The sequence below is a fragment of the Photobacterium alginatilyticum genome (assembly GCF_009910675.1).
GTDB classification, from domain to species: domain Bacteria; phylum Pseudomonadota; class Gammaproteobacteria; order Enterobacterales; family Vibrionaceae; genus Photobacterium; species Photobacterium alginatilyticum.
In genome coordinates this window covers 17,703-42,281 of sequence record NZ_RSEJ01000030.1, presented here as the reverse complement: position 1 = coordinate 42,281, position 24,579 = coordinate 17,703, and the positions used below count along the sequence as shown (strand labels likewise).

The following is a 24,579-nucleotide window of genomic DNA, read 5'->3' as shown; positions in this document are numbered from 1 at the left end:
CGTATGCTGTAGAGAAATAAATTTATAATTATAGTGAATATATGAAACACCTAACTCCATGTTTTCTTGCGCTTTGTGTAGCATTACTTCCTTCAGCAGCTTTGGCCAAAAAGCATCACCACAAACATCACCATAAACACCATCACAAACACCACAAACACTGCCACCATGGTGGCCATCATCACCATGATCATCATCGCGAAGTCATCGTCGTCAACGAACACCACCACCATTCATACCATGAGTCCCGACTGCCGGAAATTGCGACCTTTGCTGTGATCGCCGGGGTTTCATACGCCATCATTAATAATACGTTCTACAAGAAATCCGGTCATGAATACCGCTCGGTTGAGCCGCCCGCATATCGATAAAGCCCTATACAGGCAATGGCGAGAAATGCTGTTGCCTGTCTTAGTGTTTTTGACCGTTTCCTTTAGAAATGTAATCTTCAAATTTGAGTCTTTTATCACAAACAGAATTTATTCTGTGAAAATAGCACCTAAAAGGTCAGTGAAAACGCTGTTAAATTCTTAAATATCATAACTTTATACTCATTATTGGAAGACTTGACTGCTTTTTTGTATTTCGTGTTTTTGATTTTGGTTTGATGGACTGAGTTATTAAATTATTGTGGAGTTTAATTTCGAATTTTTAGTTTTTGGTGAAATTTAAATTGCCAGCTATTGGCATTGCCAGATTTTTGTTTAATCCTAAATGTAATTTAATTGTTAACGATGTTGGGGCCTGTTGTAATGCGCCATTGGGTGCAGCAGGGCTGTAACCGGCAATTTAGAACAACCACACTGAGCAGGGCCCTGGATTGAACTTTGGATAAGGTTCTGGACAGGAGCTGTAAACAGGAACTCAGAAACAGGGATTAGGAGCAAACCGATGCACACTTCGTTAGAGCGTACACTACAGCTGACTCAACTAAGCGGACAGGCTGTTAACGATCTTTCGCCTTCATTTGATTTCTTGCCGCAAACCGATCATGCCGATGGTCAATATCGCCTGCGCCGTTATTCAGTGGTAAAGCTGAAGCAGGGAGAAATTGAGCATTTGGCTGCGAGGCAGTTTGTTCAATCGGGGGATATCAATACGTTTCAGGGAAATGTCAGCCGTAGCTTCGCGACGCTGGAAGAGTCAATTCTGCGTAGTGATGGTTTACGTGAAATGTGCGAAGTCTTCAAGAAGGCCAATGCCCTGGATGATGAACAGGAAATAGAGATCCATCAGATCCGTATCTCGGCGATTGAGGAAGAAACTCTTGTGGCGCCTGAAGGGGTTCATCAGGATGGCTTTGATCACCTGGCTGTGATTGGGATTGGTCGCCATAACATCGAAGGCGGAGAATTTCTGGTGTACAGGGAGCAACATGAGCTGCCATTTTTGAGCATGGCGCTGAAGCAGGGTGAGGTCGCCATACTGGCCGATAGCCAGCTTTGGCACAATGCGCGTCCGATCAAGGCGGTTAAGAAAGATGAGCTCGGATATCTGGATCTATTTGTTCTGACCGCAAAGGAGCCAACGCATGCCCTTCACGCCTGAAGCCGTTCGCCGGAGCTTTCCGGCTCTGAACCAAACCGTTGAAAATCAGCCGGTGTTCTTTTTTGACGGCCCGGGTGGATCGCAGGTGCCCTCGACGGTACTAGACGCAATGACAGACTACCTGGGATGCTTCAATTCAAATTTGGGCGGTGCGTTTTTCTCCAGTGCCGAAACGGTTTTTGTGGTTGAAAAAGCGCGGGCATCGGCACAGGCATTGTTAGGAGCGCCTTCGGCAAGCAACATTGTCTTTGGTGCCAATATGACCTCGCTAACTTTTCAGCTCAGCCGGGCAATAAGCCGGGACTGGCAGAAAGGCGATGAAATTATTGTTACGGCATTGGATCATTACTCGAATGTATCAAGCTGGCAGCAGGCCGCGGAAGACAAAGGGGCTGTTGTTCATCAGGTAAAGGTGAATGAGGCAGATTGTACCCTCGATGTTGATCACCTCCTGTCATTGCTCAACACCAAAACGCGTCTGGTTGCTTTGACTTACGCTTCGAACACCACGGGATCGCTGGTGGATGTAAAACGCATTGTTGAAGCGGCACATCAGGTCGGGGCACAGGTTTATGTCGATGCGGTTCACTATGCGCCACATGCTTTGGTGGATGTCCAGTCATTAGGCTGTGACTTCCTGGCTTGCTCGGCCTATAAGTTCTTCGGCCCGCATGTTGGCATTGCCTATATCGCTCCGCAATGGTTACAGACACTTCGTCCTTACAAGGTTGAACCTGCGACTGATGAGGGGCCCGGACGGTTTGAAACCGGGACCCAGAGCTTTGAAGCGTTGGCTGGATTAGTGGCTGCCGTTGATTATCTGGCTCAGTGGGGAGATGAGGGAGCAAGTCTGCGCCAGCGTTTGCAACAAAGTTTTGCGTTATATCAGCAGCACGAAGTCTCCCTGAGTGAACACTTTCTGAATCGTCTATCACAGTACAGCAATATCACGCTATACGGTATTAATGATCAACAGCGGCTTCGAGAACGAACGCCAACCTTTGCTATTCGTATCGACGGTGTGACCCCGGGTGATGTGGCTGTACATCTGGGTAAGCAGCATATGTGCGTCTGGAACGGGCATTTTTATGCGCTGGGGTTGTGTAAGCAACTTGGAATTCTGGATGATGGTGGCGTAATACGCATCGGATTGATGCATTACAATACCGAGGAAGAAATTGACCAGCTATTTACGGCGCTAGAGCCATTTTTGCAGCGTCAGTAGAAAGCGAAATACCAACAACGTCATACCAACCGCGTTTGCCCCTCTGTCACAGGCTTGGAACTAAGGTTGGTGTTGAAGCACTAAACAACGTTATGACCCTCTGGCCCGTGATGCATGTATCCGGGCTTTTTTTGCTTAAATCATACTGGCCTTGTTATACCAATCTAAGTTTGAGAACTATCTCACAATTTATATACAGAATGATGTGTTGTAATTTTACCGGATGATATCCTTATTCCCGTAATGGTTCTCAGCAATATGGATGTTGCTTGATTAGGCTTTATTTATGCAAGCGGGCTGGTGCTCGCTTTTTTTTTTGCTTTTTTCAGCCCTTCTTATTTCCCTGCCAGTATTCGTTAACAATGCTTCTCTTCAATCTATTGTTTTCAAAAATAGCCAAAACAGCACTTTAAAACAGAGGGTTAAAGCAACTGCGCAATATTTTGCCGTCAGAAGAAAATGCAGCCGGTTACTTAGCCTTGAGCTTTTATATTTTGTGAAGTGGAAAGCATGCGTCTACCCTTAGGTTGAGTTTTAGAGTTATTGCTCTAGAATTGTCACCCCTGATAAGTACCAAGGCTTAATGGAAAAAATAATGAGAATAAAGCCTATTGTGGCGATGACGTGTTGCGCCGCTTTGTTGACGATGCCTTTTGGTCGTGTTTTGGCTGGTAGCAATGTATCAGCACCTGAATCAGCACCGGTGACTGACAGTATTGCCCACATCGACCAGCAGGCGGTGAGCTTTACCGACGCCTGGCAAGCTGTGGTTACCACTAATGATGGTCTGGCTGCTGAACGGGCGAATGTCGATCGTGCCAGACATCTCCAGAATGCGGCGAGCGATTTGTATTTTCCCCAAATTTCAGCGACAGCTAAATATACTCGACTGGATAAGCCTGTTGAGGTTAAGCCATCGGACTTAATTGAGAGTATGTCCGATGAGGCTGGCGGAATTGTCGCTGCCCTGGGGCAACAGTTTCACATCAATCCTGCGATGCTGGATCAGCTGTTTACCTCACAGCTGACAGAGCGCGATGTCTTTACCTCTTCTATTCGGGCTGTCTGGCCAATTTTCACCGGCGGCCGGATTACTGCTGCGCAGGATATTGCCAGAGGCCGAACGGAAGAAGCCCGTTATTTGCTGGCCATGAAGCAGCAGGCCAAGTTTGAAGATCTGGCCAAGTTTTATTTTGGTGTCGCCATGACCCAACATGTGCTGCAGACCCGTATTGATGTCGAGCAAGGACTGAAAAAGCATTTTGAGCACGCCTTAAAGCTTGAGCAGCAAGGCCAAATTGCCAAGGTAGAGCGGCTGCAGGCAGAAGCGTCTTACGACAAGGCGCGGGTAGAGCGCCAGAAAGCAGCACGGGATATGGAAATTGCACAGGTAGCACTTACCAAGTTGCTGAAACTGGATGTGCCTGCTATTCCGTCAACGCCTTTATTTACCAATACATCATTGCCGCCAATGAGCGCATTCATCGACAAGACACTTGATGCGTATCCAGGGTTGAAGATGTTGGATGCCAAGAAGAAGCAGGCAAGTGGCCTGATTGATGCCGAGAAAGGCAAGTATTACCCGGAAGTGTATCTTTACGGTAATTACAGCCTGCATGAAGATGACACGCTGGCAGCAAAGACGGCACCGGATTGGGCTGTCGGTGTCGGGGTGAATATTCCTCTTATGGATAATTCCGGACGGTCTGGCAAGGTCAAGGCCGCTCACAGCGCGGTAACCCAGGTCAATTATCTGCGAGCACAGGCGGAGCGGGATCTGTCTGTATTGGTAGAGAAAACCTACCGCGAGGCGATGCAGGCACTGGAAGAGTACAACGGCCTGTCATCCAGTCTTCAGCTTGCCCGCGAAAACGTACGGTTGCGCGAGAAGGCCTTTAGTCAGGGGCTGTCGACGTCTCTGGATGTGGTTGACGCCGAGCTATATCAGGCCAGCGTCCGTACGCAGCGATCTGCTGCGGCGTTTCAGTATGTAATTTCGTTGTCACGCCTTCTGGCCGTCAGCGGCGAGATCAGTAGTTTTTACCAGTATCAGCAATATCAAGGTGTAGAGGTTCAGTCATGAGTAAGTTTAAGGCTTTGGCGGCAGTCGTTCCGGCAGCGGCATTGGTAGGCTGGATCGGCTATACCTTCTGGGAGGCTTATCAGCCACAGCCGGAGCGCATGCAGGGGCAGATTGAGGCGCAGCAGTACAATGTGTCGTCAAAGGTGCCAGGCCGTATCGAGCAAGTTCTGGTGCGCAAGGGAGATAAAGTCGAACGAGGCGATCTGATTTTTACCCTCCTGAGTCCGGAGCTTGATGCCAAGCTTGAGCAGGCCAAAGCCGGTCAGGAAGCTGCCGGTGCGATGGCGGCTCAGGCCGAGAAAGGGGCCAGAAGCCAGGAAATTGCTGCTGCCCGGGATCAGTGGCAGAAGGCCAAGGCGGCGTCGGCGCTGATGGGCAAAACTTATCAGCGGGTCGATAACCTGTATAAAGACGGCGTGGTTGCCGAGCAAAAACGCGATGAAGCCTATACGCAGTGGCAGGCGGCGCGCTATACCGAACGGGCTGCCTATCAAATGTTTGAAATGGCCAAAGAAGGGGCGCGTGACGAAACCAAGCGTGCGGCGATCGAGAAAGCCCGGATGGCAGCCGGTGCAGTGGCCGAAGTAGAAGCGTATGCCGCTGATACGCAAATCGAGAGCTGGCATGATGGCGAAGTGACCCAGATTTTGTTGCATGAGGGCGAGCTTGCGCCGCAGGGTTTTCCTGTTGTTAGCGTTGTCGATATGAACGATGCCTGGGCTGTGTTTCATGTTCGCGAAGACAAGCTGAAAGAGTATAACCAGGGTGCTGAGTTCAAGGCGCGGATCCCGGCGCTTGGCGATCTGAAGTACAGCTTCAAGGTCAGCCATGTTGCTGTGATGGGAGATTTTGCTACCTGGCGTACGACCGATCCGGCGCAGGGCTTTGATATGCGAACTTTCGAGGTGGAAGCGCGTCCGACTCAGCCGATTGACGGATTGCGTGTGGGTATGAGCATCATTGTTGAGTGAGCACTATGACGTTTACTTCACAAATGTGTCGCGAGTGGCGGTTGCTGAAAGCTGACGGTTGGCTCAGGGCAATGAGTTTGTGGCTTCCCGTGTTGCTCTTTGTCACCCTCTGGGCAATCTTCTCCGCCGGTATAGCAAGGGATCTGCCGGTTGGGGTGGTCGATCTCGACCACAGCCGACTCTCCCGTCAAGTGGTACGTCACTATGATGCCAGTCCGGCTATCGCCGTTTCCCGGCAATATATGTCTGTCGAGCAGGGGAGTACCGCGCTTAGGGCGGGTGAAATATATGCTTTGGTGATTATTCCCTATGAACTGGAAAAGAAAACATTGCTGGGACAGGCGCCTGATATTTCGACCTTTTATAACAGCCAGTTTATTCTGATCGCCAAGCTAGTGAATTCCGCTATCGTCCAGGCTCAGGGGACGCTGAATGCACAGATCGATACCTTGCGTAATATGGCTGGTGGCGAAGCTGTTCCTGCCAGGGCGCTGGGGCAGGCCGTGCCAATTCGCTCGCAGGTGACACCGCTGTATAACAGCAATAATCACTACGGCCAGTTTTTGGTATCCGCGACAATTCCGGCCCTGTGGCAAGTGATGATAGTGGTGACGACAATATTGGCCCTGGCTGCTGAATGCCGCCAGCAGGGTATCAAGGCGTGGTTGCAACCAGCACCTGCTTGCAACCTGTTCGCCAAATTACTTCCCTACACCTTCTTGTTCTGGTTGCATGGAATATTGTTCCTCTGGGGGCTGTATGTGTTACTTGGCTGGCCAATGCACGGTAGCTGGAGCATTCTCCTGCTGGCACAACTGCTTATGGTGATTGCCTGTCAGGGCGTAGCGGCACTGTTCTTTCTGTTGCCGCTTGATGCCACCAAGGCCATGAGCCTGGCTGCTGGCTTTACCGCTCCGGCTTTTGCGTTTGTCGGGGTCACTTTTCCGGCTTCGGACATGCCCATGTTTGCTCAGATTTGGCGGGCAATGCTGCCCGTGACTCACTATCTGGACGTTCAGGTACATCAGGTCAATCATGGCCAGAACCTTATCGAGGCGCTGCCTGCTCTCGGGACATTGTCGGTCTTTGCCCTGGCGCTGGTTGTTGCACTGTTGAGGGTGAGGGGATTGGCCAATCAAGGCAGTGACAGAGACAGCCTGAAAGGAGTGACATCATGAGCTGGCGAGCCTTGTGCAAGTTTGAGCTAAACGCCATTTTTACTAACCCGTCGATCCTCTTTACGGTATTTGGCGGCGTGCTGATTTACTCTTTTTTGTACCCGTTGCCGTATTCTCAGCAGCTTCCGCGCGAGCAGCAGGTTGTTGTGGTCAACTTGGACAACAGTCAGGTTAGCCGTGAGCTGGAGCGTATGGTGGATGCGACACCGCAGATACAGCTTGCAGCGCGTGCCCCAGGTATTGAACAGGCCAAAGACATGCTCAATGCCGGTACGGTAGAGGGGCTGTTGGTGATCCCGGAGTACTTTTCGCGTGATCTGTTGCTCGGCAAGAGTCCGACGCTGGCCTATGCCGGTGATGCGGCCTACTTCCTCGTTTACGGCTCGGTTGTCGAAGGGCTGGCAACGGCGGGAGGAACGCTGGGCGCCAAGGCCAAAGTGTCGAGGATGGTGATGTCGGGAGAGAATATTGCGCTGGCTTCAGAGCAGTATTCGCCAATCAGGCTATCTATGCAGCCGGTGTTTAACCCGACGATGGGCTATATCAATTATGTCGTTCCGGCTGTTTTTGTCCTGATCCTGCACCAGACACTACTGATTGCGGTAGCTCTGCTGGGCGGCGGCCAAAATGAGTATGCCAGACAGGGAAAGAACGGTTACTGGCGGCAGTATCCGGCCTTGAAGGTGGCACTGGTTAGAGCCTGTCTGTTTGTGCTGATTTATCTGCCGTTGGTTATGTACTATTTTGGTTTTAGTTTTTCTTTTTATCAGATCAACCAGCTGGCGACTATCCCGGATTTGCTGGCCGTCACGGTGCCGTTTTTGCTGGCGGTAATTTTCATGGGGATGATCATCGGACAGCTGATCCCAAGGCGGGAACTGGCGACAGTGGTGGTATTGCTTAGCTCGATACCACTGATCTTTTCGGCAGGATTCATCTGGCCGGTGTCTGCGATCCCGGCCCCTATTACTGCGTTGGTTCAATTGGTACCGGCCACTCCGGCAATACATGCTTTCCTGAGGTTGAATCAGATGGGGGCCGATTTTGAGCAGATCGTTCATTTGTGGGGCCAACTATGGCTGCAGGTAGCGGCTTATGGCGGAATTGCTCTGTTAATGTATCGGAATCGAAACACACAATAACCATAATTAAAAAGGGAAGTTAGACTTCCCTTTTTTTAAACAACTTATTGCTTTATATCTGCGCTCGGCTCGACATACGCTTTGGTTCCCCAAAGTGGAACCGTGGAAAGGCTATGCTTGAAACTTCCGTCAGTTTCTTTGGTTGTATAAGACAAGTAGAGCAGGGTTTGGTTATCAGCATCATAGATGCGTCTTACCTTCATCGATTTGAAAAAGATGCTTTTCGACTTTTTAAATACCACTTCGCCTGATTTACTCTTGTCGATGTTAGCTATCATCTCTGGGGTTATTTCGCCTGTCTGGCGGCAAGAAATCGAACTGTCACTCGGATCGGCTAGACTAAAATCGGCTTCGATAGAGGCAATGTGACACGTCACACCAGTAACCTCATCGTCTTTTAGATTTTCAATTTTGATGTCTTTCATGGTGAAAACACCAAGGCTAACATCACCAACCTCATTGTCAGAGCAGCCTGCCAACAAGGTTGTCGCTGCAAGTAAACCTGCAATTAACGGCATTTTTTTCATTCTTCTTCTCCATACGAAGTATTTGGGCCGGGGTCAGTGCAGCCGGATATTAGCCAATGATACCAATTTCATCAGATTTACCAATGAAAACACCCAATTATCTCGATGTTCAGTTCCCTATCTGCCACAGTTTTTCGGCATGCGAGCCGATAAGCCAGAAGGTCAGGGCCAAAACGGCAAAGAATACCGTTTTATGGAAAGACTCCCAGAAGTACTCGAAATAGCGGGTATAGAGGTTTATCAGCAAAAAGGTGATACCAAAGCTGCGGCATACGGTGTTGTCTGATTTTATACCCAGGTAGAGAATAGCGAGGCAGCTGCCGCCGGCAATGAACGACCAATGCAGTAGCTCAATTTGCTTGACCTTGCTCCAGCTGGCAATGTCTTCGTAGTTGCCGAAAATAGAGAGCAGCCATAACGCTGTCAGGAAGTAGAGCAAACCGACAAACAGGGTGGGCTCCTTTAAATGGTGATATCGCTCTTGTCTGCCTGTGAGTAAGCTCAGGGCAATCACGAACAGTCCGACAAAGACAAACCGTAGCGGCAGGTTCATACCTAAGAAGTAGCCGCTTGAGCCCGCCAGATAACTGGTTTGTGAAAGCACCCAGGCCCCAAAGCCGAATAGGGCAAAAAGCCAGATCAGTACCGATGACAGGCGAATGCCCAGTACGGCATAGATACCAGTGAGCACCAGGAGCAAAATGGCGTCATGGGTGGTACTAAAGAGTGCTGTTTCGCTGAGAAAGCCGATGGAGACCGCCGTCATCAATACGCCAAAAAAGAAGGTTGCCTCGTTGCTGATATTCTTCTGCGGGTGCTTTTTGCGCCGCTGTACGCCTGCGCGATAAAAGAGCACGGCAATGCAGCCGCTGATAACCGAAAGGATGCTGGCCGGGGTGTCGATAATCGTTGCCAGTAGCTCCATAAGGTAGTCATCGGCCAACAAGACGCCAATGGAAATGATGAAGCAGGTGATGGCGATCCAGAATGAGTAAACAGCCAATAGCTTCCAGTCAAAGCCAACCACTTGATAGCTGCCTCGAAGCTGTCTGGCCTGTTCGTCAGAAATCAGTTGCTCCTGCTCCCAGTGCGTGATGGCTGAGTTGAGCACTTTTGCTTTTTGTTTGCTTACTTTCATATTTGGCTTGGCACTTTCCGTTAATCAAAAAGGCGCTAATTAGCGCCTTTTTTAATAATACCGTCCCGATTTACTGGGGAGGTTCCGAGCCCGAGATGGCTTCCGGCATGAATGTCAGAATATGTTGTTCTGAGGTCAGAGTCAGAATGTTGTTTTCCAGCGCGATGCTGTTCCACTTCTGTAGCGACTTGGTCATGATGGACTCTACCGTCGCCTGATCATCCTGAATACACGCCATTTTGGTCGACCCCATGGCAGTGATCCGGAGTTTGCTCTCTTCTGTTACCTCGATCTGGCCAAAAAAGCGGTTACAACCACTGAATCCGGCAACTTTCCAGTCCGCACCAATTGCCATGCCGGGAGGGGTTCTCGGTTCCGATATATTGACATCTTTGCCATCAATTTTTGTCAGAACCCAGTTATCTTTCAGGTTGTCTTTTGAGAAACCCGTCTGTACTTCTTGCTCACAGCCAACCAGGAAAAAAGCGCTCAGTATCCCTGCCTTCAGCAACTTTTTCATAAAAATTACCTCATTACCACGATAATGGCCCCGTGTGCTAATAATAGTATACCCACTTGACTGGGGTAACTCGTTTCGGGGTATAAAGAAATAGTTAGATATTTCCTCGGCCGAAATAGTTCACTTCACCATCGCGATAATGAAAATCTTCTTTGCTTTTGGTCTTGTAAGCCTGAAGGGCCTCTTGTGCCTGACAGTAACTTTCGTTTTTGCTGTATGCCTCGCGGGTGGAATCGATGGCCCGCTCGGCAGCACGACGAATATCTGGATCGATTTGTGTGTTACTGAAAATAGCGTGCTGCTCGATAAGCAGTTTGCCGACGCTTTCCCTGCAGATTTCCTCGTTCTCGGGCAGAGCGTGAGTGACTTGCGCCTGAGCAAAGCCTGATAGCGCGACAAGAAGGGGAATAGTAGAGCGGAAATTTGGCATCAGACATTTCTTTCAGTGGATAGGAGTCGGTGATTATATGTGCTTAGTGTAAATACTCAACTTTCAACCACAAAAGAACGAATAGATGGCTTAAATATCATACAAATATGGAATGAGTGTCATATCTCGCGCAAGGGGAGTTTTGACAGGCATTCTCGGCACAGGCAGTCTGGCGACTCTATCCCTGAGGTGTCTCTTTTAGCCAGCTCAAAGCACCAGCAGGACGATTTGCCGGCACTGATATCACAATAGGCTGGTTTTCCGCACGAGCTGCAAGTATGCGTTGAATGTTTGCCTTTTATTTCATCTATAGTCTTGGTCTGTTTTTCATCATTCATCAGGCGCCATCCGGTAATTTCTGTCATGGTGCGAAAACAACCGCTACAGATCCCTTCGTGGTTTTTACATTTTGCGACACAAGGTGTTTTCACGCGTTATGCTCTGTACTGCTCGTTACGGGAGCAGTACAGTAACACCAAGGCCGCGAGACAATCTAGCGTTTTCGCCAGATGGTCATTTCTGACAGGCTATGCTGGAACTTCCTCTTAGTTTCGCGGATCACAAAGGGGATCTCCTTGACTGCAATAAGTTCGAAATGGGGAATGAGAGTTTCGGTCAGCCCGTCGAGCGTCGTGAAGTTCTCGCCATGCACTTTGATGCCACCCAGCCAGTTTGCCTTCGTCGTGTATTCTTCCAGCCAGGTATAGGGAGAGGCTATCACTAGATAACCGCCTTCATTGATCCGCTGGTGGATGGTGGTCAGAAAGGCCTTGGGATCGCCGAGCCGGTCTATAAGGTTTGAGGCATAGATGAGATCATAACCGCTGAACTGCGGCTTGAGGTTGCAGGCATCACCCTGGACAAAATTCACTTTTTTGACCTCTTCACTGTAATTTAATTGGGTCAATGTAGTGCTCTTGAATTCAACCAAGTCCCCCTCTGTGCGAATGGTATAGCGTTTCTCGCCCTGCTCGCTCAGGTTATAGGCCTGCTGGATGAAGCGGGCAGAGAAATCAATACCGTCGACATGATCGAATGTCTTGGCGAGCTCGAACGAGGCGCGGCCAACAGAGCAGCCGATGTCTAATGCCTTGGCAGTGTGGCTAAGCTGAATTTCGCCAAGACATTGCCTGACACCGTTAACGCAGAAGTTCGGCACCGAGAAGTACTCGTCACCATAGTGAAACTCCAGATACTGAGAGATGAGTTCATCAGTCTCATAGACGTTAAGCGAGGTCATGCTCGCCGGGTCCTGGTTCGATTCGACGTAGCGGAACCCTGCGTGTTGGTAGAAATGCCGGCGAAAAGCATAGCGCGAAGAGCTGATCGATTCGTTACCGGTCGATATCCACGAGCCGCCTTTGATCAGGTTGTGTTTACCGTCAAATGTCGGCGTCGAGAAGTCATCATACAGTGGATGGACCTGAAATCCCTGAAAGCCGTCGATGCTGGTTTCCGTCCATTGCCAGGCATTACCCAAAATATCGCAAAAACCTTCATGTTCAAATCGGTCTACCGGACAAGAGGAAGCGAAGTAGGCCAATTCGATATTACCGGGGGTTTCGTGCCAGGTCGGTGAATCGTCTTCGATATTACTGCGCAGCAGATACCATTCTGCTTCTGTCAGCAACCGGATATTGGCCTGAAGCTGTTCAGCCTTCCAGTTACAAAATGCTTTGGCTTCCAGCTGGTTAACTTCTACTGGCCAGTTCAGTGGTAGCGGAACTTCTTCGGTTAGGTTCCGCTGCAGCCACTGGTTGTCCTGCCTGCGCCAGAAGCGTGGCATGGTGGCCCGGGTATACGAAAGCCATGCCTTTCCCTCGTCGTTCCAGTAACGGTGTTTGCGGTAGCCGTCATCATTAACAAAAGCCATAAATTCTTGATTGGATACCAGGTATTTGGATGCCTTAAAATCATCGACCTTGAACGTCTGCTGGCCGAATTCGTTATCCCAACCGTAGGTATTATCGTTATCACGCTTTCCAAGTGTAATCGTGTCGCCGCCGACAGAGAGCAACTGATTGGAAGGTGCTGTACCTGTGTCCCGGCAGGCAGGCCAGTCGGGATGCGGTGTCACATCACAAAGTGGTAGCTGGCGAATGATAACGGAGGACGTTTCAAGGTGGATGCGCTCATGCTCGATTCCCATCAGGATCACCCATGCGGGATCGTTCTGGGCTATCGGCAGGCTGATCGGCATCTCGTCGATAACTGCGTTTACCTGTTGGCAGACTTGGCTTCGGTAGGCTCTGACTTCACTGACAGAGGGCCAGTCGTAATGGCTTTCGTCGAGATCATCCCATGACATTTCATCGACACCGATGGCAAACATCGACTCGAAGTGCTTGTTAACTCGATGATCAATGTATTTACCGAGCTTTAGCTTGTTGATGTAAAAAACGGCAGTGTGGCCGAAGTAGAAGATCAGAGGGTGGCGCAGCGGCTCAGGCTTGCTGAAGTAGGCACTGTCGTTATTGATCACCTCGAAGAGAGATTCGTACAAAGCCCATGTCTGATTGAACGCTTGTTTTAGTTCCTGACGCTTTGATTTTTCGTCGTCACCTGACAGTAACAGGGTCCGCGTGGCTGTAGTCAGCTTGTTATCCATTGAGCTATTCCCTTCTTAAACAGTATCTTTAAACGTAGTCAGTGAGGAAATGGTTCACCAAAACATCGGTGAGATTTTTGCCATACTGGTTAGAGGCGTCATTGTGGATAATCTCATGAGGACATAGGGTTATATGAGAAAGTGGACAGTGCCAACTTGGATATTAGTGGCCACAGGGTTGCTGCTTAATGTGATATCTGCTCTTATGACCAATTTTTTTATTGATGATATAACCCGTCAAACCAATGAAATCATTCAAAGACAGCAAAATAATGAAGAGCTTATAAGCCTTACCTGGCAGCAAGTTGAAACCGTTGAAAGAAAAAGAGAGTTTGTTTTACAGTTATTATCAGCCAGTCAAATTCATAAGCAACCTATTGCTAAAGAAGTCACGGATCAGGTAATAAATGAGCTGAACTATTGGCTGGATAAAAAAATAGAACGTTTGGTGCTTGAAGATATTCCGGCACTGATGGTTGCAATTGATGACATCCAACATAACCAGAGGGAAAAAATCAATCAATTATATTTGGAAAATTTGGAGTTGCTTGAAATACATGATGATAAAATGAAATCAATATCACGGTTACGAAATTTGGCTTTATTTCTTCAAGTGATAGGGTTGGCGTTGGTATTGGCGCGAGACTTGAATCGACGTGAGTATTAGAAGGGTGAAAGTTAAAGGCCCTGATGTAGGGTCAGGGCCTTTGGTATAGTGACTACTTGTTAGTAGAGTGGAAAGCAAAGCGTGATGATTCACGGCCGCTTTCAGTTTTCGCTTTGTATTTGATAGAGCGAGAATTTTCCAGGGTAAGTGGAATGAACACCCGACCTTTATCATCTGTTGTATAAGACTTTTTCTGTTGTGGAACATTCGCGACTGACACTGAAGCATTCGCTGCAGGTTGTCCGTTTTCCGTAACTGTAACCCAAGCGCCATTGTGAGTATCAGCAACGCGGATATCTGCAAATGCTGAAGTTGACATTGCGATTACAGCTGTAACAGTTAGTACTTTCAAGCTAGACATAATCTTCACCTCATTAGTCTGTGGCATCAGCCTTTTGTTATATGTGCATAGTGTCCACATTCAAAATATAAGACCTGCCACCAACAACTATATTTCAACAAATTCCAAAAAAGTTATTTTTATTATTATTACAGTAGGTTACGGCTTAAATTTTTAGTCTGATTGAAGCTGTGCTGTAAAATAAGTCACAACTTGCAGTTCGATAAAGCAAACAACCTCTTTATTGCTTATCAGTTTTAGTATAGCTCTAACAAAAAAAATCACATTGGAATTTTGAGTCGTAGTATGTTCAACACTTTGTTTCTTTGAATGTAATTTCTTATAGATGTTTGTTATATATGATATGAGTGTTTTAGGTGTTTTAATAGTGATAAAAAATGCATTTATATCAATATCTTTTTTTGCTTGTTATAAATGGGATGCTGGTATCTGTTATTTTATAAATTAAATTTAGTGGTGTTCGTTTAAATGCCTATTTTATAAGTCTGTATTGCTGCTTTACTTGTATATTTCTGTTAATGTTCTGTTTATATATGGCTTAGGGGTTTTAGAGGTTATCCGATATTCCTGATAACGTATTTAGCTTACTGGCAGAGGATTATGCCTCTACCATTGCTTTGATCTCATAATACTCAAGATCTTCAGTGATCATATTGACTCTGGCTGCGTCACTTTTTGTCATAACATGCTCCATACCGATTTTTTGCATGATTTTGCCCGGTGACGGATCCCGGCTTAGGTGTTGACCATAAATAATGTCCAGCTCCAGGCGTTTGAACCCAAATTCAGTTACCCGTTTCGCCGCTTCCGTACAATAGCCCTGGCCCCAATAAGGCACACCGATCCAGTATCCGAGTTGGGCTTTCCCGCTGTCGATATTGTGTAATCCGACGCACCCCACAAGCTGATAATTCGATTTTAACGTGATGGCGTAAATGGCTGATAGCTGACTTTGCCATCCGGCGAGTACTTTGCCGATCCACTGACCTGCAAAGCCATCGGAGTAGGGGTGCGGGATGTTAATTGCCCCGTTTGCAACGAGCTCATCACCAGCAAGCTTTTGTATCTTGGTTGCATCAGAAAGCTGGAAAGGTCTTAGTATGAGTCTTTCTGTTGTTAATAAAGGTTGGTGTCTCATCGTTCCGTCCTAACGAAAAGTACAGCATCTTAAAATGGAATTATTAAATCGTGTTCATACACTATATGCAATCGATTAGATCAAAGAATGGAATCTATGCCAAGACATTGAAATTATGACAATGCATGAGAGGGTAGCCGGGAGTATTGACATACCGATGTCATGAAGAGGTGGCAGGAACGAGGGCCCAACAGGTGCACTGAATGCTTCGGCTGTTATAACAGCAGACGAGGCAGATATCATGATCGCAGATAACTGCCGGAGGTGCTGACTGGGCCGCGAGAGGCTTGATTTATTAACGAAGACTTAGTTAATGCTTTTTCCATTCTAATTTGCCGTACTCGGCGATATTGGACAGTGCTCTTTTAATGTCTTTTTCCAGCAGCAGTTTGATGAGCCACCCTGTCCCCCGAATACGAGGGGAAAACTTGATCCGGTAATGGATTAAACTTTGGTTGGCATTGATACTTTGAAAACGGATCCAGCCACCGTGCTCATCGACAGGACCGCCTTCGATGATCTTGTAGTGGAGGTGTTCATTTTCTTTGTAGTCAATGATTTGCTCCCGAAATGTGAACGGCCCGGCAATCACTTTCCTGATGGCTCCAATTCCGTTGATTTCAGGCTTTCCATGCTTAACGAGTGAATACTTGGCGTCAAAGAAGCGTCCAAGGTTTTCATGGTCAGAAAGTAACTGAAAGAGCACTTTCTTGGGCACATCAGCAGTTTGCTCTAAAGTGATGGTGTGTATACCCATGTTTTTGACCTCTTGTCAAGATGTAATTGTGATGTTAACAAAATGTATCTTTGTGTCAATGCTTATCGGGTGAATCAATTTAGCGGTCTTGACGATGAAAAAGTCACTGGCGGGCTTGGTATTTAATATTCGGCGGTATGATAATTAACAGCTTGATATCTAATTAGTTAGGGTAGCATTTAAGCGAGTCTGTTCTGGAAAAAAGACAACAGTCACAAAAATAGTGCACGATAATAGTTGCAAAACAACTCATTGGCTCTTATATTGGAAAAGTTGATATGAATTAGATGGTGAAATTTTACTGAAGACTATGGAAAGCCTTAATCCGTTAAATAAGGTCGCTTCTAGAATCACCCCTACAAGATATCACGCAGTTCTTTAACTCCCTGAGCTTTTTATTGAATCTAGCTGTAGCTAGTTTTTCTATTTTAAAAAGTTGATTTGCCAGGGTGTAGTGAAGCTAAATGCTAACCTAACTGTCATAAGGATGTAATGAATCGTTGGGTATAGTAAAGCTGATTAGATGAGTAAGACGGTATTAAATAAGAGAGATATCAACCTTACTCGTTTTTGGAAAAAATGAGAGGTAAATTATGACTAATAGAAACCGCAGACAATGGTTCTATCATCAATCGCAAACAACAAATGTAAAAGGAAAGTCGAAGTAACCGTTTGAGTGTAATAGCACTAATGCTTTGATTTTTAACACCTTTGTTTTAAAGCGCGCCAGAAGCACAAGAAGTTGTAAGCGTGTTTCTGGCAATATCCCCCCTATAAAGATTTATTTCCCAGCTCTTATTTCGATTCGGCTGAAATATATTTCATTTAACCACGAAAGCAAACGTTTGCTATTTGCAGGGGATGACAGAGCGTTGATTCGATATATAGCGATGCGCTGTAAGAAATCAATACTCGCTACTGATAGATTTTCCCTTCAACGGTTATATCATCAGGTATTTCGCTAAGTTGAATACCACCAAGATAAATATCACCTTTTACAACCAGAAATTTTGGCAGGGTTGTAATTGCCGAGTTGGCAAGATAAAGATCTCCACCAACGTAAAGGTATGGAGGAAGCTGTTCTATTTTCGTACCCATCAAACTTAGATCCCCTCTTACCTGAAGACCTGTGTTTAGATATGTGACCTGAGAATGGGCAAGATTAATATAACCAAACACCACTAACTGCCTTGGTAATTGCTTGACGGCACTATACGCGAGATTCAGGTTTCCTTTCACTTTCAGCTTTCGCGGTAGCTGCTCTATGTTGCTGTATTCAAGGTTTAGGTTGCCATTGACTGTCATGGGATCTGGTAAAGTCAGATTTTTTGCGTTTCGCAGGGATACATTACCGTAACTGTCTGTGTAGTTTAGCAGTTTTAGCTCGGAGACATATTGATTGGCCTGTGCCTGGCCAGAAAAGAGTACCGTGAAAAAGACAATGGCAATCGAGGCTATCCAAGCCTGACACGGGGAAGTTATTAACGTCTGAATTCGAGCGTATGCCATCGAGAGCCGCCTGTTATTTCTTATCAGCAAATTATGCCTTGCGCGAACAGATAGTCAATTCTGAACACAATTTTCCGAAAGACATCCAGCAATATAAATCACTTAACTGTTTCTTCAATGCTGTATGAAACTTGAAGTAACACTAATTAACCTCAAGAAACAGCCAGTGTTCAGCAAGAGTTCAGATATAAAACATTGTTTTCTATTTTAAGGTTGAGTTCAGTAAAGCGGTGTAGATTAGGCATCAACAAAACGAAGGGCCATGAGAAAAGCTTCGCCCTTGAATAAAGACATTTAGGAGTATCACTGATGAAAAAATTAGCCGTTATCTCAACCATTACTTTGGCTTCTGTTGTGGCAATGCCGGCTTTCGCTGCCGACACTGACTGGTTCGTAGGTGCGGGTGTTGGTTATCAGGAAGATAGTATTAAAGGCGATTCTGCCCAAAACGGTGAAGATGCAACTTATCAGTTACGTGGTGGCGCCATCATAAATGATCATCACCGTGTGATGGGTACTTATAGCTATATGGATAAGTCATCACAGAATATGTTCCTGGCATCTTATGATTACCTGGTTCCTGTTGCCCAGCAGGTTAACTTATTTGCAGGTGTATCGGCAGGTGTTGCGGACAGCAAGATTGCCGGTGAAAGCTCGTCGGATTTTGTTTGGGGCGGACAAGTGGGCGCAATGTACGAAATCAATGATAACTGGTCAACAGACCTGACTTATCGCTACCTCGATCAGGACTACAGCGAGAACAACACCAAGATTGATTACTCTCAACAAGTTGTCCTTTCTGTCGATTACAAGTTCTAATTCCTTGTACAGATGATTAAAGCAGCAAGAGGGGAGTAATTCCCTTCTTGTTGTTTTTGCGTATACAGAATCACGCGGATCCCTGGCTGGCAGAAATAAAACCATATTCCGCAATAATTGCCTACTTCATGCGCAATCAAATCTAGATCACAAAAAAAAGCCGCTTTCGGGTTGTTAATGTGATCTGTATCTCTATATACTCCGCTTCCGGCCAGAACCATCGAGTTCAGCCACCTTAGTTACAAGCTGTCACCATGGATATGTGAACGACCCACGGAGTTGGACCGGCGTTATTTTAGCTTGTTATCAAGGTGACTTGTATGTTGTATATATGGGCGGACACACCATTTTCTGAACATTCTCGTTCAGAACCCTCCTATTTTGCTTTCTCCCCGAAAGCAGTGGTTCCTCTATTGCAGCAGGCAGTAACACCTTCATATTTCGGCATCCCATTTATTAGAAGCAACAGGACGAAATAATGCAGTTGTTAATTAGTTTGGCCGGTATTTTTGTGCTGGTAGTATGCGCTTGGGCGTTATCTGAAAACCGTAAGGCAATCAATTGGCGTACCGTTGGTGGAGCGTTGTTTTTACAGGCAAGTTTTGCCGCTTTGGTATTGTATGTACCGGTAGGGCAAATGATGTTGGGAGCCATGAGCAGTGGCATTGCCAGCGTATTGGGCTTTGCCGATGAAGGAATTAAATTCCTGTTTGGTGACCTGGCTACTTCCGGTTTTATTTTTGCAGTTCGCGTCCTTCCCCTCGTTATTTTCATCAGTGCTCTGATTTCCCTTCTTTATTATCTTGGTGCCATGCAATGGGTCATTAAAGTGATCGGTGGTGGTATTCAAAAAGCGTTGGGTACAAGCCGAGCAGAATCTCTGGTTGCTACGGGCAATATCTTCCTTTCTCAGGGTGAATCACCGCTGCTGGTTAAGCCTTTCCTTCCTAAAATGTCACGCTCTGAGCTATTTGCCGTGATGACCGGTGGTATGGCATCTGTCGCGGGAAGTGTTTTGGGCGGTTACGCAGGGTTGGGTGTTGATCTGAAATACTTGATTGCAGCAAGTTTTATGGCAGCACCGGGTAGTTTGCTGATGGCTAAGATTCTGGTTCCGGAGCAAGGCAAAGCATTAGAGCAAGCTGACATTGAAATGGCTAAAAGCGATCACAGCAACGCGATTGATGCGCTGGCAGCCGGTGCGATGAACGGTATGAAGGTCGCGGTGGCGATTGGTACGATGCTGATAGCTTTTGTGAGCGTTATTGCCATGGCTAATGCCGGTCTTGAGATGGTGGGTGAATGGGTCGGTGTCCAGAACCTGACGATGCAGGCTATCCTGGGTTATATCTTCTCACCGCTGGCATTCATCATTGGCGTACCTGCGAGCGAAATGCTTCAAGCCGGTGCTTTCATTGGTCAGAAGATGATCCTGAACGAATTTGTTGCTTTCCTTGATTTCGTTAATGTCAAAGAAACGCTGTCTTCTCAAAGCCAGGTCATCATTACTTTTGCCCTGTGTGGTTTTGCAAACATCGGTTCGATTGCCATTCAGATTGGCTCTATCGGTGTGATGGCACCAGAGCGTCGCGGTGATGTGGCGAGCCTGGGCTTTAAGGCTGTGCTTGCTGCTACGCTGGCAAACCTGATGAGTGCGGCGCTGGCAGGAATTTTTGTAAGCCTGTAATTCTGTACCTTCCAGAAAAACCGCCATATCTGTGGCGGTTTTTTTATATCTTGAAAAAATATAATACGATGTTTTATTATGGTGTCATTGACAGAGATATATAATAGGCAGGTTAATACAATGCGGTTTATTGTCATCCTACTAGCAGCTAGCCTCTGGTTAGTATCAGCCCAGAGCTATGCAGAAACCTTTCTGAATGATGATGCATTGCTGAGCCAGCAATTAGAGTTCAGTCAGGAGCCCGCGCCTGAGCCCGTGACGAAAACGCGTGAGAAGCAACAAGATGTTGCTTTCAGTTTTCAGACAGAGCCTTCTTCAGCAAAGGATAACCAGATACAACGGTATCAAGAATTTACACCGACTCATGAAGTGATGCGTGATGTCGAGGAGAAACGTGAAGCGAATGATCGTCTGTGGGGAGCTATTTTTAGCCTGTTCTGACGATGGAGCTAACCATGCAACTTGCTCCGGCGAAGATCAGGAAACGAGGCTGCCAAGCACACATTGATTGGCGTTAAGGCTGGTATCTGCTTCCTAATCGCAGCAGAGACCAGCCTGCATAACTGTTGTTCAGTGACGATTATTCATCGAACTGCTTAATTAAGACAGAGGTATCTGCACGGTTAAACCCTCGTTCTTGAAGTTTGCCGTATTTTTCATCTACCTGCTTGGCGAGGGGGAGGTCGACCCCCAGCTTTTCTGCGGCTTCAAAGCAAATGCCAAGATCTTTGCGCATCCAGTCAATCGCAAATCCAAAGTCAAACTTGTCCTCTGCCATGGTGACAGCGCGGTTTTCCAGCTGCCAGGACCCGGCAGCGCCATGCTTGAGCACATCTGTCATCTTCTCGATATCAAGGCCTGCTGACTTGGCTAGTGTAATGGCCTCTGACAGCCCTTGTAGCACACCGGCGATACAGATTTGGTTGGCCATTTTGGTGATTTGGCCGTAACCGACATCTCCCATCAAAGTGGTCGCTTTGGCAAAGCAGTCAATGATTGGTTTTGCCTTAGCAAAGACTTCCTCGTTACCACCGACCATAACAGTCAGGCAGCCATTGACCGCACCGGCCTCACCACCTGATACCGGGGCATCAAGAAAAGCGGTATTGATTTCTGAGGCCGCCTGGGCAATTTCGCGTGCAACTTCGGCCGATGCTGTTGTGTTGTCGATAAGGATTGCTCCTTGTTTGACAGTGGACAGAATCCCATCGGTTGCCTTATAGACCTGGCGGACGTCTTCATCGTTACCCACACAGGTGAAAATAAACTCGGCATCTTTCGCCGCTTCCGCCGGCGTTAGGGCGATGTTACCGTCATATTGCGCCGCCCATTTTTCTGCTGTGGCTGTGGTACGGTTATAGACAGTGACCTGATGGCCTGCATTAGCCAGGTGTCCGGCCATTGGGAAGCCCATAGTGCCGAGCCCGATAAATGCGATGTGTTTGGTTGTCATGTGTTAGCTTCCCTGTAATGCAGTATGTTGATGAAATATAACGATCAAATTATTAACATTCAATGCCTATTTGGTGGCGGCTAGAAATAGAAAGTGTGATCAAGGGCAAATAATCCCTTGTGCAATTACGGTTGGCACCCTATGATGTTTTGGTTCTTATTTATGATGTTGAATATATGCTGGCGAGTTTATTTCGAGCAATAATGTTGGTGTTCTGTCTGGGCGTTGCTTCGTTTGCTCATGCCGAAACCGATCAAGCGGCTATCCGCTTGGCGTTGCCTGCCAGCGTCAGCCAGCATCTTACCGAATCTTCCAAGCTTGATCTGAACGATGCCAGTGCTCACACCGACAGCAGTCAGGCGGCGACGGAACAAGGTACGCTTGTCTGGGATTTTTCCCGGCAACACAGTTCTAAGTCCGAGATCAAGTCCGAGCAGGGCAGTTCGCTGCCTCATAAACAACACTCCACTGAACATCGCGACTATGACCCGGCATTAGTCAACTCTTCACGTATGGCCAGTTTGGCACACCATGATCCGGAAGAAGTGCAGCCCCTTTATCAACTGGCGATAGAATTACCGGTCGAACCGGCACCTTCTCTGGTTGTGGGTTATTGCGTCAACTTCAGTGACAGCCTTAATTGGATGTTGAATACAAATCCGCCCTCATGCCGAATATCGGGCTGGAAAGAGACTAATCTCACCTACACCATCTACCAACCTCCTTTTCTCCGCACCTGAGAAATCTTGATCGGCGCAAGTTGCTGATGGATCTTGCTGGCTATAGCAAGGAACCTGACTTGCCTGATCCAAAACCAGCGTTCGGCACTGCCGGCCAAGGCCGTTTAATGCCAAAAATGACTGGTTCCTACTGAGTTTACGTCAAGTAAATTGCTGCGAGCTTATGCCTTGCCGCAATCAATTGTCGTGCATTCAGGACAGATTGATATTTCACCAGTTCTATCGCTGGTGAAAAAGATGGTGCATTACTAATGAGAAAAACCAATCAACAGCGGCTGCTTAACCACTATCCGGCTTGGAAATACGTGGTGCTGGTCGTTACCGTTATGATCATGCTGCTCAGCGCAATTCCAACCTGGTATGGGGAGGATGCTGCCGTGCAGATTGCCGGGTCGAATTCGAAGCTCCCGTCGGTTCTGGTACTTCAGCAACAGCTTACTAATGAAGGAATAGCCGTCAAACGTATTGAACAGCAAGATGGCAAAACTACTGTTGTTCTCGACAATGACAGTCAGCAGACGGCGGCAAGAACAGTGCTGGCTGATCTGATCAATGATAAGGCCAACAATAAGTCAGTACTGACATTGGCATTGGAACCTGCTGCCCCGCAGTGGCTGCAGAGTATGGGGTTTGCCCCGATTAAACTGGGATTGGACTTACGCGGTGGCGTCCAGTTTTTGCTGGATGTAGATATTGATCAAGTCTTCAAGGCCCAGGGGGAACAGCTAAGTGAGGAGCTTCGTCAGCAATTTCGTCAGGACGGGATCCGAGGCGCACGCGTTGAGGCTTCAGGCATGGATACGTTGATAGTCCGTCTGCCAGATGCCAAAGCAAATAGTGCGGTACGCCAGTTTATTCGCCAAAGCTATCCGCACTGGCAGCTAACTAATGCCAGCGGAGCGGGCGTAAAGCTGGTTCTGAAAGACGATGAGAAAACCGCACTGCGAAATCTCACGGTTCAGCAAAACCTGCAAACCATGCGAAGCCGTATAGAGGAGCTCGGTATAACTGAAGCCTTGGTGCAACGACAGGGAGAGAACCGCATTCGAATTGAACTGCCTGGCGTACAGGATCCTGCGGCTGCCAAAAGTGTCATTGGGGCAACAGCTAGCCTGGCTTTCTATGCGGTCAAAGAACCGGGAACCGGTAGCACCATGGAAATGAAGGATAAAGACGGCAGGCCGGTGAGAGTTGCACGTAAACCGGTGCTGGGCGGAGATCATATTGTCGATGCCCGTGCCAGCTTTGGCGAGATGGGGACGGCAGAGGTGAACATTACTCTTGACCATGCCGGCGGGAAAATGATGTCTGATTTTTCACGCGATAACATCGGCAAGCCGATGGCAACAGCATTCAGTGAATACAGTCGTGATAGTGAGGGGAATGCCAAACAAACCAGCAGCATTATCAGTGTAGCGACCATTCAGAGCCAGCTCGGAAATCGTTTTCGGATCACAGGGGCGGGGTCTATTCAGGATGCCCAGGAATTGGCCTTGCTGTTGCGAGCCGGCTCGCTGACAGCCCCGGTGACGATTGTCGAAGAGCGGACAATTGGTCCGACGCTGGGGGCGGAAAACATCGAAAATGGGTTTGCGGCACTTGCTCTGGGGCTAGGGATGACCCTGCTGTTTATGGCGGCTTGGTACCGTCGACTTGGCTGGGTGGCCAACGTCGCCCTGGTGGCAAACATGGTGATGCTGTTTGGGTTGATGGCGTTGATCCCGGGGGCAGTGCTGACATTGCCGGGGATTGCGGGCTTGGTGCTGACTGTCGGTATGGCTGTTGATACCAACGTGCTTATTTTTGAGCGGATCAAGGACAAACTGAAGGAAGGGCGCAGTTTTGCCCAAGCGATAGATCGTGGCTTTAGTAGTGCATTTAGCACGATATTTGATGCCAACTTTACCACGATGATCACAGCCGTCGTGCTGTATGCCATCGGAAACGGCCCGATTCAGGGTTTTGCCCTGACACTGGGGCTAGGACTGTTGACCAGTATGTTTACTGGAATATTTGCTTCCCGCGCCATTATCAACTTGGTGTGGGGACGTGATGCTAGCCGCGAAGTGAGGGTTTAA

General features: G+C 47.6%; 24 protein-coding genes. 13 read left to right on the top strand and 11 right to left on the bottom strand.

Annotated elements, in window-relative coordinates:
• Positions 1-41 precede the first annotated feature (41 nt).
• The 7 genes from EIZ48_RS22990 (at position 42) to EIZ48_RS22960 (ending at position 8,147) form a co-directional block, all read left to right on the top strand.
• The gene (locus EIZ48_RS22990) at positions 42-371 is read left to right on the top strand and encodes a hypothetical protein (protein ID WP_160656850.1); all 330 of its coding nucleotides are present in this window, start codon (positions 42-44) and stop codon (positions 369-371) included.
• Positions 372-891: 520 nt separating this feature from the next.
• Positions 892-1,548 carry a 2OG-Fe dioxygenase family protein gene (locus EIZ48_RS22985; RefSeq protein WP_160656847.1) on the top strand — a complete coding sequence of 219 codons (657 nt, stop codon included), beginning with the start codon at positions 892-894 and terminating at the stop codon, positions 1,546-1,548.
• Positions 1,532-2,773 (top strand): cysteine desulfurase-like protein, encoded by a 1,242-nt coding sequence (locus EIZ48_RS22980; RefSeq protein WP_160656844.1) that lies wholly within the window; start codon positions 1,532-1,534, stop codon positions 2,771-2,773. The genes EIZ48_RS22985 and EIZ48_RS22980 overlap by 17 nt, the downstream gene beginning before the upstream one ends.
• A 595-nt stretch (positions 2,774-3,368) precedes the next feature.
• Positions 3,369-4,856 carry a TolC family protein gene (locus tag EIZ48_RS22975; RefSeq protein WP_160656840.1) on the top strand — a complete coding sequence of 496 codons (1,488 nt, stop codon included), beginning with the start codon at positions 3,369-3,371 and terminating at the stop codon, positions 4,854-4,856.
• Positions 4,853-5,827, top strand: a complete 975-nt coding sequence (locus EIZ48_RS22970; RefSeq protein ID WP_160656837.1) for an HlyD family secretion protein — start codon at positions 4,853-4,855, stop codon at positions 5,825-5,827. The genes EIZ48_RS22975 and EIZ48_RS22970 overlap by 4 nt, the downstream gene beginning before the upstream one ends.
• 5 nt (positions 5,828-5,832) lie before the next feature.
• Positions 5,833-7,005, top strand: a complete 1,173-nt coding sequence (locus tag EIZ48_RS22965; RefSeq protein ID WP_160656834.1) for an ABC transporter permease — start codon at positions 5,833-5,835, stop codon at positions 7,003-7,005.
• A complete protein-coding gene (locus EIZ48_RS22960) occupies positions 7,002-8,147 on the top strand; it encodes an ABC transporter permease (protein WP_160656831.1) in 1,146 nt (381 codons plus the stop codon). The genes EIZ48_RS22965 and EIZ48_RS22960 overlap by 4 nt, the downstream gene beginning before the upstream one ends.
• A gap of 44 nt (positions 8,148-8,191) precedes the next feature.
• Here the strand turns inward: EIZ48_RS22960 and EIZ48_RS22955 are convergent, their stop codons facing one another.
• From EIZ48_RS22955 to ovoA, 6 genes are all read right to left on the bottom strand, one after another.
• Complete coding sequence (locus tag EIZ48_RS22955) at positions 8,192-8,674, bottom strand: CreA family protein (protein WP_075767659.1); 483 nt, start codon at positions 8,672-8,674, stop codon at positions 8,192-8,194.
• 109 nt (positions 8,675-8,783) lie between these two features.
• Positions 8,784-9,812 carry a hypothetical protein gene (locus EIZ48_RS22950; RefSeq protein WP_160656828.1) on the bottom strand — a complete coding sequence of 343 codons (1,029 nt, stop codon included), beginning with the start codon at positions 9,810-9,812 and terminating at the stop codon, positions 8,784-8,786.
• 70 nt (positions 9,813-9,882) lie between these two features.
• Positions 9,883-10,332 carry an META domain-containing protein gene (locus EIZ48_RS22945; RefSeq protein ID WP_160656825.1) on the bottom strand — a complete coding sequence of 150 codons (450 nt, stop codon included), beginning with the start codon at positions 10,330-10,332 and terminating at the stop codon, positions 9,883-9,885.
• Positions 10,333-10,426: 94 nt separating this feature from the next.
• Positions 10,427-10,762 carry a hypothetical protein gene (locus EIZ48_RS22940; protein ID WP_160656823.1) on the bottom strand — a complete coding sequence of 112 codons (336 nt, stop codon included), beginning with the start codon at positions 10,760-10,762 and terminating at the stop codon, positions 10,427-10,429.
• Between the two features lie 119 nt (positions 10,763-10,881).
• Complete coding sequence (locus EIZ48_RS22935; RefSeq protein ID WP_160656820.1) at positions 10,882-11,193, bottom strand: cysteine-rich CWC family protein; 312 nt, start codon at positions 11,191-11,193, stop codon at positions 10,882-10,884.
• A gap of 62 nt (positions 11,194-11,255) precedes the next feature.
• Positions 11,256-13,370, bottom strand: coding sequence for a 5-histidylcysteine sulfoxide synthase (gene ovoA, locus EIZ48_RS22930; RefSeq protein ID WP_160656817.1), 2,115 nt, complete (start codon positions 13,368-13,370; stop codon positions 11,256-11,258).
• A gap of 133 nt (positions 13,371-13,503) precedes the next feature.
• Between ovoA and EIZ48_RS22925 the strand changes: the two genes are divergently transcribed.
• A complete protein-coding gene (locus EIZ48_RS22925; RefSeq protein ID WP_192928703.1) occupies positions 13,504-14,037 on the top strand; it encodes a hypothetical protein in 534 nt (177 codons plus the stop codon).
• Between the two features lie 52 nt (positions 14,038-14,089).
• Here EIZ48_RS22925 and EIZ48_RS22920 read toward each other — a convergent pair whose 3' ends face one another.
• The 4 genes from EIZ48_RS22920 to EIZ48_RS22905 form a co-directional block, all read right to left on the bottom strand.
• Positions 14,090-14,398, bottom strand: coding sequence for a hypothetical protein (locus EIZ48_RS22920; RefSeq protein ID WP_075767666.1), 309 nt, complete (start codon positions 14,396-14,398; stop codon positions 14,090-14,092).
• 598 nt (positions 14,399-14,996) lie between these two features.
• Positions 14,997-15,536, bottom strand: coding sequence for a GNAT family N-acetyltransferase (locus tag EIZ48_RS22915; RefSeq protein ID WP_160656779.1), 540 nt, complete (start codon positions 15,534-15,536; stop codon positions 14,997-14,999).
• A gap of 310 nt (positions 15,537-15,846) precedes the next feature.
• Positions 15,847-16,293, bottom strand: a complete 447-nt coding sequence (locus tag EIZ48_RS22910; RefSeq protein WP_075767668.1) for an SRPBCC family protein — start codon at positions 16,291-16,293, stop codon at positions 15,847-15,849.
• A gap of 915 nt (positions 16,294-17,208) precedes the next feature.
• Entirely contained in the window at positions 17,209-17,802 is a 594-nt protein-coding gene (locus EIZ48_RS22905) for a hypothetical protein (RefSeq protein ID WP_240153068.1), read from the bottom strand.
• Positions 17,803-18,111: 309 nt separating this feature from the next.
• Here EIZ48_RS22905 and EIZ48_RS22900 point away from each other — a divergent pair, with 309 nt between their 5' ends.
• The 3 genes from EIZ48_RS22900 (at position 18,112) to EIZ48_RS22890 (ending at position 20,749) form a co-directional block, all read left to right on the top strand.
• Entirely contained in the window at positions 18,112-18,621 is a 510-nt protein-coding gene (locus EIZ48_RS22900) for a porin family protein (protein WP_160656777.1), read from the top strand.
• A gap of 478 nt (positions 18,622-19,099) precedes the next feature.
• Positions 19,100-20,308 carry a NupC/NupG family nucleoside CNT transporter gene (locus EIZ48_RS22895; protein WP_075767672.1) on the top strand — a complete coding sequence of 403 codons (1,209 nt, stop codon included), beginning with the start codon at positions 19,100-19,102 and terminating at the stop codon, positions 20,306-20,308.
• A gap of 120 nt (positions 20,309-20,428) precedes the next feature.
• On the top strand, positions 20,429-20,749 hold the full coding sequence (locus EIZ48_RS22890) for a hypothetical protein (RefSeq protein ID WP_160656774.1): 321 nt from the start codon (positions 20,429-20,431) through the stop codon (positions 20,747-20,749).
• 139 nt (positions 20,750-20,888) lie between these two features.
• On the opposite strand, the gene EIZ48_RS22885 is transcribed toward EIZ48_RS22890, so the two are convergent.
• On the bottom strand, positions 20,889-21,761 hold the full coding sequence (locus EIZ48_RS22885; protein ID WP_160656771.1) for an NAD(P)-dependent oxidoreductase: 873 nt from the start codon (positions 21,759-21,761) through the stop codon (positions 20,889-20,891).
• Positions 21,762-21,964: 203 nt separating this feature from the next.
• On the opposite strand from EIZ48_RS22885, the gene EIZ48_RS22880 reads away from it, so the two are divergent.
• Together EIZ48_RS22880 and secD are read left to right on the top strand one after the other, a co-directional pair.
• Positions 21,965-22,501: a hypothetical protein gene (locus tag EIZ48_RS22880; protein WP_240153067.1), complete on the top strand. Its 537-nt coding sequence runs from the start codon at positions 21,965-21,967 to the stop codon at positions 22,499-22,501.
• Positions 22,502-22,752: 251 nt separating this feature from the next.
• Positions 22,753-24,579: a protein translocase subunit SecD gene (gene secD, locus EIZ48_RS22875; RefSeq protein WP_160656765.1), complete on the top strand. Its 1,827-nt coding sequence runs from the start codon at positions 22,753-22,755 to the stop codon at positions 24,577-24,579.